Below are 7,558 nucleotides of genomic sequence, written 5' to 3'. Positions count from 1 at the left end.
GGCCCGGAACCCTTGGGTTCCGGGCCCGCCGCTGCGGTTCTTCCCGCCGTCTCCGGAGTCCGCAGTTCTGCGGGCAGCCTTCAGACAGCGGGCCGTTTTCAGTCCTTGGGCTCCCAATGGTCGCCGACCTTGTGGTGCGTGTGTTCCAGGGCAGCATAGGCGACCTTATGGGCCTGTTCCTCGTTGCCGTATTCGGCCAGGGCCGAATCGTGGGCCTTCGCAAACGTCCGCTGCGCCTTCTCATCGGAGCGCAGCAGAGTATCCGGCAGCTCGGATTTCCTGGGCCGTCCCGACCCTGTGGTCTTGGGCATCCTCATCATCTCCTGAATGCGTCATTGCCGTTGGGCGTCGTGCGGGGAGTTGTCCGGGAAGTAGTGCCACCAACCGTACCGCGGATCCGGCGGGAATAGAACACCCGTCCTGCGGTGTTAGTTGAGTCGTACGCACTCAAGTCTAGGTTTTCACCATAGAAAAGGGAGGAAACATGGCCACATTCTATGGACCCCAGGGCAGCGGCGGCGACTCGTTCGAGGAGTTCCTCGCCCGCATCTTCCAGGGCCAGGGACAGAATCGCCAGGGCCGCGCGATCGACATCTCGCGGCAGCTGAGCAAGAAGACCAGGGAACTCATCGACGCCGCCGGCCGTTATGCGGTCGACCATGGCCACGCCGAGGTCGACACCCTGCACATCCTGCACACCATGCTGGGAGACGATCCGGCGGCTGGATCCGTCCGGGCCGCGGGCGCGGATCCGGCCGCACTGGCCGAGGCCGTGGAGGAACGGCTGCCGGCCGCCTCGGACAAGGAGGTCGAGGGCAAACCCACGCTGACCGGCGCAGCCCAGCGCGCGCTGCTCGACGCCTTCCAGGTGGCACGCGCCTTCGGGTCGACCTATATCGATCCCGAACACCTGTTCTTCGCCCTCGTGCTCAACCAGGACATGCCCGCCGGGCGCATCCTGGCAGCCGCCGGCGTCACCCAGTCGTCCCTGCAGGCCGCGGCCGCGGGCGCCCGGCAGTCCGCCGAGCAGCAGGGGCAGCAGTCCGGGGGACAGCAGGGCACGGCCCCTGACGACGAGGGCTCTCTGTTGCAGAAATACGGCACGGACCTGACTGCGCTGGCGGCCGAGGACGGGCTGGACCCGGTGATCGGCCGGTCCGAGGAGATCGAACAGACCATCGAGATCCTGGCGCGACGAACCAAGAACAACCCTGTGCTCATCGGTGAACCCGGCGTGGGCAAGACCGCGATCGTCGAGGGCCTGGCCCAGGCGATCACCGAGGGCTCGGTCCCGGCCCAGCTGGCGGGCAAGCGCGTGGTGGCACTCGATCTGCCCGGCATGATCGCCGGCACCCGGTACCGCGGCGACTTCGAGGAGCGCCTGACCGGGGTGCTCGAGGAGATCGCCCAGTCCGGAGATGCGATCGTCTTCATCGACGAGTTGCACACCGTGGTGGGCGCCGGCGGCTCCGGCGAGTCGAACTCGATGGATGCCGGTAATATCCTCAAGCCGCGCTTGGCCAGGGGCGAACTGCACCTGGTCGGGGCGACGACTCTGCAGGAGTTCCGCACGATCGAGAAGGACGGCGCGCTGGCACGTCGCTTCCAGCCGGTGACGGTCGGGGAGCCCTCGGTCGAGGACGCGGTGCAGATCCTGAGCGGACTGGCAGACAAGTACGCGCAACACCACGGGGTGGTCTATACGCCCGAGGCGATCCGCGCGGCCGTCGAACTGTCCCACCGCTACATCACCGACCGCTACCTGCCGGACAAGGCGATCGACCTGATCGACCAGGCCGGTGCGCGCTTGTCCCTGCGGCGCGGGCCGAAGGTCGACACCGCCGCCCTGCGGGCCCGCCTGGGGGAGCTGGAGGCGGAGAAGAACTCCGCCATAAGCTCGGAGCACTTCGAGCGGGCCGGCGAGATCCGCGACGAGATGGCGGAGCTGACCCGCGAACTCGACGCGGCGACGACGGGCGCCAAGCCGGGTACGGCCTCGGCGCCGGGGTCCGCGGCCGGAGAGCCGCAGACGGTCGACGCGCAGCAGATCGCCGAGGTCGTGGCCAGGGCCACCGGCATCCCCGCCGCCCGCATGACGCAGGAGAAGAAGACACGCTTGGCGCATCTGGAGGACGAACTGCACGAGCGTGTGATCGGGCAGGACGACGCCGTCGCGGTGGTCTCGCGCGCGATCCGGCGCAACCAGACCGGCCTGGGGGATCCCGCGCGGCCGATCGGCAGCTTCCTGTTCCTGGGCCCCACGGGCGTGGGCAAAACGGAGCTGGCCAAGGCGCTGGCCGGGTCGCTGTTCGACGATGAGTCCGCGCTGATCCGCTTCGATATGAGCGAGTTCGGCGAGCGCCACACCGTCTCCCGTCTGGTCGGCGCGCCCCCGGGATACGTCGGCTACGACGAGGCCGGGCAGTTGACCGAACGGGTGCGGCGCAATCCGTACTCGATCGTGCTGCTCGACGAGGTGGAGAAGGCGCACCCGGACGTGTTCAACATGCTGTTGCAGGTCCTCGACGACGGGCGGCTGACCGACGGGCAGGGCCGCACGGTGGACTTCAGGAACACTGTGGTCATCATGACGAGCAACCTGGGCAGCGAGTTCATCGCGGCATCGGGTGCGCCGTTGGGGTTCAGCTCTGCGGCGGTGGGCGCTGGTGAGTCCGAGTTGCGCGCCAAGGTGATGGGCCGGCTAAAGGAGGTCATGCGCCCTGAGTTCCTCAACCGGATCGACGACACGGTGATGTTCACCAAGCTGGACCGGTCGCAGCTGCGCCGCATCGTCGACCTGCAGCTGGCCGAGGTCCGCGAGCGCCTGGCCGCGCAGGACATCGCCTTGGAAATCGACGGATCCGCGCTGGACCTCTTGGCCGATCATGGCTACGAGCCGGAGTACGGTGCCCGGCCGCTGCGCCGGGTGATCCAGCGCGAGCTCGACGACGCGATCGCCGATCTGCTGGTGACCGAGGCCGCGGACGCCGGGTCGACCGTGCGGGCCACCGCGGTGGATGGTCGCCTGGTCGTCACAGCGGATGAGCCGGCCGGGTCTGCGCCCGTCGCAGGCTGAGCCCCCAGCCGGACACACAAAGCCCCCTGTGTTGTGGATATCCACAACACAGGGGGCTTTGTGTGTTGCTCAGGCGACCGTTTCGCGTGCAGCGGGCGCCTTGGCGCCGGCGTGCTGCTTGTGGCCGTGTGCGAAGTGGTAGAAGATGCCGGCGGCCACGACGATGACGGCCAGAATGCCATACATCAGGGCGTAGCCGGTCTGGGCGACCAGGATGCCCAGGGCGATCGGCCCCAGGCCCACGCCCACATCGGTCAGCAGCAGCAGGGTGGAGATGCCGGTGCCCAGCTTGTCGGCGGACACCAGGTTCACGGCGATCGCCTGGCTGGCGGGCATCAGTGTGCCGTAGCCCAGGCCGGTCAGAGCGCCGGCCACGACGATCTCCCAGTTGGTATTCGCGATGGCCAGCAGTGCCAGGGCGAGTGCGAAGAAGACCAAGCCCAGGTAGACGACGATGTTGTCGCCGTGCTGATCCTGCACTTTGCCGAGGACGAAGCGCATGACGAGCATGGCTCCGGCGTAGGCGATGAAGAAGAACCCGGCGCCGGTGACCACGTCGCGCTGTTCGGAATAGCTGTTGAGGTAGGTGATGACTCCGGCGTAGCACAGGCCGACGAGCAGCATGAAGCAGCCGATCGGGATGACCGCGGGGTGGGCGATATCGCGCAGCGAGAACGAGGCCTTGGGCTCGGCCGCGCGGGCGGCCTTGCGCTGGACCTTCTGTTCCGCGTCCAGGGACTGGTGGGTCACCAGGTGCAGGACGAGGCCCAGCACCATTCCGACGACGGCGACGCCCAGGGCGATCAAGAACAGCATCGTGTAGTCGAAGCGGTTGACGATGATGAGACCCAGGGCGGGTCCGAAGGCGCTGGCCAGGGTGGCGCTGACTGCGAAGTAGCCGGTACCCTCGGCGCGCCGGGCCGCCGGGATCGTCGTCTGCGCCATGGCCATCGCCGCGGTTCCGGCGAAGGCATAGCCCAGGCCGTGGACGAACCGGACGATCAGCAGCAGCGACAGGGAGTTCGCCGGGACGTAGAGCGCGCAGATGACGGCGACGACGATGAGCGCCACCAGCAGCGTCCTGCGCTGGCCCAGGGTGTCGACGACATAGCCGGTAAACAGGCGGGCGACGGTCGCGCCGATGACGAAGGCGCTGGAGGCCAGACCACCGGTGGTGTCCGAGGCCGCGAACTGCTTGATCGCGTAGAGAGCCATGGTGGTGACCAGGCAGTAGAAGACAAGGAACTGGCTGAAGTTGATCAGCCAGGCCATCATGAAGGTGGGCGTCAGCAGGCGGGGCTTGGAATCAGTGGCCTTCTTCTGCGCATGTCCGGGGGAATCCGTGGTGCTGGTGGTGCCGAGGGTGTCGTGGCTCAACGACGAAGCGCCTTCCTTTCTGGAGGGACGAGAACGATGTCTCACAGTGGTGGCCCGGGCCGAAGCGGCGAATCGGGCGAATTCTATCAAAAGAACTATATAACTTAATACTATACCGGTTGTGGGGCGGGGCCCCAGTGGGGTCGGACACGCCGTTGTGAGGTGTCATCGTGTTGGGGTTGATCGCGCTGCGTTCAGGCACGCCAGCCCTGCCGCATGAAAGACTGGAAAGGTGTTCGACGCCGTGCTTGCCGTTCTCCTCTGGTTCCTGTATCTGCGGATGCGAGCCGGTGATCCTCGGCGCCTGCGCATCGCGGTGACGCTGGTATGCGCGGTCTGGTTCACGGCACTGGCCGTCTTCGAAATCCTGTTCTATCTGGGGCTGAACGTCTACATCCTGCTGATGGTCGCAGCACTGTTGGCACCGTTCTCCATCCTCGCCCTTGCCTTCGTGCTCCTGCGCAATGGACTGCAGATGATCCGCAAGGAGGGCCGCTCGCTGGGCAATTCCCTTGCCGGGCTGCTGGGCCTGGTGGTGCTGGCGATGCCCGTGCTGGGACTTGTGGTCGTTTTCGCCTTCGGTAATGCCGGGATCGGACTGGCGCTGCTCATGCTCTACGGCTGTGCTCAGGTGGGGTTGACGTTTCTGGTCTTCCTCGTCTTCACCGGCTGGTACGCGCGCCGGCCGACGCGCACGGATCCCGACGCTGTGGTGGTGCTCGGTTCCGGGCTGATCGGAGGCCGCGTGCCGCCGCTGCTGGCCTCACGCTTGGATTTGGGACTGGCCTGGTTCCGGCGCCTGCGCGGTGCGGGATGGACGGGGCCGCTCATCCCATCGGGAGGGCGGGGTCCGGATGAGCCGCGGACGGAGTCCGAGGCCATGGCCGAATACCTGCTGGAACGACTGGCCGAGGATGGCGGGGGAGGAGAGGCGGGGCAGGAGGGCACGGGTTCGGTCGCGGGCGGCGCGGATGTGATCGCCGAGGACCGCTCGCGCACCACGGAGGAGAACCTGCGTTTCTCCCGCAGGATCGCCGACGCCGAGGTCGCGCGCCGGGGCGTGCCCGCGACCGGCCATCTGCTGGTTGCTACGAACGGGTATCACGTTCCGCGGGCCGCGCTGCTCTCGCGCAGAATCGGAGTGGACGCGGATGTGCTCGGGTCGAAGACCGCGCGCTATTACGTGCCCAGTGCCTTCATCCGGGAGTTCGCCGCTGTCGTGCTCATGCACAAATGGCTGCACGTGCTGCTGGCACTACCCGGCCTGGCCGCCGGGATCTGGTTCATCCTGGTCTTCATCTGAGTCGGCGCGCCGGTGTGCGCCTTCTCCTCCTGCGCATCATTGGACCTTCTGTTTCAGCCTTGTGTATAGGGCGGCTGACCGGGGAAGACGAAACTTCTGAAAACTTTGAACGTGCGAGCTTTTCAGATCGGGCACGGAATACGGTCGCGGTGGTCCCCGCAGCTCTAGGGTGGATGAGTCCCACTCCCGTACCCCCGTAAGAGGTAACCGATGACGCGAGCGTTGAGCACATTCGTAGCGAAGGCCAGAAGGCGAAGTAGAAGGATCTGGGCCGGCGCCGCAGCGGCGGCCCTGGGGGCTGCGCTGCTCGTCACCGGTGCAGCGCCGTCCCACGCCGCGCAGACCGGCACGCTGAAGTTCCACGTGACCAATGAGAACTCTGCCTGGGGTGGAAGCCTGCAACTGGTCGATCCGGGTGCCAAGCCCGACGAGTTCGGCCAGTACGAGGGTATCCCCTCTGATGAGGCCAAGGCCGAGGCCGATTCGGGGTGCAATCCCTTCGACCCGAGTGATCCCGATGACAGCAATGCCTGTGAACCCAAGACCGACGGTAAGTGGACGTTCTCCGGGCTGAAACCGGGTAAGGAATACAAGGCGTACTTCACCCAGTTCGAGACCAGCAACGCCGACTGGCACATCACACAGTTCCTCGGCTCGAAGAACTTCGGGATCGCAGCGGGAACCACCTACACGGTGCCGAAGCCCGGTTCGACCGAGAAGACCATAGAGGGAACTATCGCCTCCTTGACGGAAGCCCCCGTCGGTGAGTTGACGGTCACCGGGGGTTCGACAGCCGGCTCGACGCTGAAGGCGACGGTGCCATGGAACGGCCCAGACAACTATGGGGATGGCAGGGAATTCCCGATACGTCACAACCTCACCTGGCTGCGCGATGGTGAGGATATCGATCCCGACAGGGAAAGTACGGAGATGCCGGAGACCTACGTGCTCACCCCTAAAGATGTCGGTCATAAGATCTCCGTCTCGACATGGACCATCGCGAATAATTACACGCACTATGAAACCCGTCAGACCTCCAAGGAGATCTTGGTGACTGAGCCGGAGGGCACGCCGGAGCCTACGGAGAGTTCGGAGCCGACTGATACGGCTACCACGGAGCCGACGGACGAGCCCTCTTCGGTGCCCACGGACGAGCCAACGTCCACACCCACGGATGATCGGGTCGATGCCCAGGTGAGCATTGACTCTGGCCGGCCGGGGGATGAACTGACGATCTCCGGTCTGGACTCACTGGCCGGGACGAAGGTCGATGTGGTCTTCCACTCGGATCCCGTAACTGTGGCCGATGATGTGGAGGTCTCGGCTGCGGGTACGGTGACGACGAAGGTACCCGCACTCTACCCGGGCGAACATTCGATCCTGGTGCAGTCGGCCGACAACGCGAAGACCTTCGCGCGCTTGGACTTCACCGTGCTGGGCCGGCCGGCGGAGCCCAGCGAGACCGCAGAGCCCACGGTGCCCGGCGAGCCGACGGAGACCTCGGTGCCGGAACCTTCGACATCGGGTGAACCCACGGAAACTGTCAGTGCCGAACCGACCGACCCTGCGACATCGGAACCCACCGACGACGGCGGACTGCCGCGTACCGGTATGGAGCTGACTGCCGCGGGCATCGGCGCCGTGTTGCTCATCGGTGGTATCGGGCTGATGGTGATCAGTCGCCGCCGGCGGGGCTGAGGACCGCAGCCAGGAGCGGAAGTCACAGAATCATTGGACCGGCTGTTTCAGATTCCACCGTTCGAACAGTGGAATCTGAAACAGCCGGTCCAATGATGTGGCGA

General features: G+C 66.1%; 5 protein-coding genes. 3 read left to right on the top strand and 2 right to left on the bottom strand.

Annotated features, from left to right (window positions below; translation table 11 throughout):
- Window positions 1-98: 98 nt before the first annotated feature.
- Complete coding sequence (locus tag NQ036_RS06230; protein WP_257049906.1) at window positions 99-311, bottom strand: ChaB family protein; 213 nt, start codon at window positions 309-311, stop codon at window positions 99-101.
- Window positions 312-484: 173 nt separating this feature from the next.
- On the opposite strand from NQ036_RS06230, the gene NQ036_RS06225 reads away from it, so the two are divergent.
- Window positions 485-3,076, top strand: a complete 2,592-nt coding sequence (locus NQ036_RS06225; protein ID WP_257049907.1) for an ATP-dependent Clp protease ATP-binding subunit — start codon at window positions 485-487, stop codon at window positions 3,074-3,076.
- A 69-nt stretch (window positions 3,077-3,145) separates the two neighbouring features.
- Here NQ036_RS06225 and NQ036_RS06220 read toward each other — a convergent pair whose 3' ends face one another.
- The gene (locus tag NQ036_RS06220) at window positions 3,146-4,453 is read right to left on the bottom strand and encodes an MFS transporter (RefSeq protein ID WP_257049908.1); all 1,308 of its coding nucleotides are present in this window, start codon (window positions 4,451-4,453) and stop codon (window positions 3,146-3,148) included.
- Window positions 4,454-4,685: 232 nt separating this feature from the next.
- Between NQ036_RS06220 and NQ036_RS06215 the strand changes: the two genes are divergently transcribed.
- Both NQ036_RS06215 and NQ036_RS06210 read left to right on the top strand, forming a co-directional pair.
- Window positions 4,686-5,756, top strand: a complete 1,071-nt coding sequence (locus tag NQ036_RS06215; RefSeq protein ID WP_257057722.1) for a YdcF family protein — start codon at window positions 4,686-4,688, stop codon at window positions 5,754-5,756.
- Window positions 5,757-5,978: 222 nt separating this feature from the next.
- Window positions 5,979-7,454, top strand: a complete 1,476-nt coding sequence (locus tag NQ036_RS06210) for a hypothetical protein (RefSeq protein ID WP_257057720.1) — start codon at window positions 5,979-5,981, stop codon at window positions 7,452-7,454.
- Window positions 7,455-7,558: the final 104 nt, after the last annotated feature.

Origin of the sequence: Brevibacterium sp. 91QC2O2 (assembly GCF_024580695.1) — a bacterium.
Lineage (GTDB): Bacteria > Actinomycetota > Actinomycetes > Actinomycetales > Brevibacteriaceae > Brevibacterium > Brevibacterium moorei.
Note: the sequence above shows the minus strand (reverse complement) of the source record. Positions and strands in the feature narration are given on the sequence as shown.